The organism is Vibrio sp. 704, assembly GCF_033339295.1.
Genome location: NZ_JAWOUH010000192.1, coordinates 1 through 916, shown reverse-complemented (window position 1 = coordinate 916; position 916 = coordinate 1). Strand labels below are relative to the sequence as shown.

Genomic DNA, 916 nt, shown 5'->3' with positions numbered 1-916 from the left:
AAGCAACATGTAAACGCATGTTGCTACCAAAGCCGCAAACAAGTAACCCAACAAGCCGTGTACTTGGCCCATAAATTTGTCTGCGACCACTGGGCCTGCTACTGAGCCTACGCTGTAGCTAAACAGCATGACTTGAGTTGCAGAGACAATAAAGCGTTCATCAAGTCCTTCACAGCCGAGGTTGATTGCCACTGGGTATAGAGCAAACGTGGCCATGCCCAATAGGAAAAGCGACGCCGCCAACACTGCGGTAGACGTAGAGATGAACGTCAAACCGATAGAGAAAATACCCAAAATACAGAAAAACGCCATTAAGACTGTTCGGCTCATGTATTTGTTTAATGTGGTCACCATAGGTTGAACCAACATGCCGCCAAGGATCACCAACGCCATAAGCGTACCAATGTCTTGGTGGGTAATTTTACGGTTCGCCAATTCAACAGGCATAAGACCGTAAATCGCACCCAAGGTTAAACCAGATACGACGCAACCGATGATCGCTGCATGATTGAGTTTTGCAATCTGTTTGAATGACAATGAAGTCGATTCATGGCTGTTCGGTTGTTCGCAATCAATAAACATCAGTACCAGCATCGCCATTAGGATCAATGTTGTAATCGCAACAAAGGGTACGCCGCCACTTACGCCAAGAACGCCAATACCAAATTGACCTAGAGCCGAGCCGCCGTACAGAGAAAGCATGTATAGACTTAGGCGTTTTGCGCGTGATGCCTCGTCGCCCGACATCAACCAGGATTCAACGATCACGAACACACCAGCAACTGCTACGCCAGCAATAAAGCGCGCAACGAGCCAAACTAGGCCATTCGGGAATGCTGGTAGGGCAACGATGGTGAGCGAAAAGGCAGCCAAACAGCCAATAAATGCTTTGCGGTGGCCAACATTACGAACAATA

At 48.0% G+C, this 916-nt stretch carries 1 protein-coding gene; it reads right to left on the bottom strand.

The window, feature by feature from the left end:
• On the bottom strand, nucleotides 1–916 hold a 916-nt coding region (locus R7R24_RS25395), incomplete at both ends, for an MFS transporter (RefSeq protein WP_318119872.1).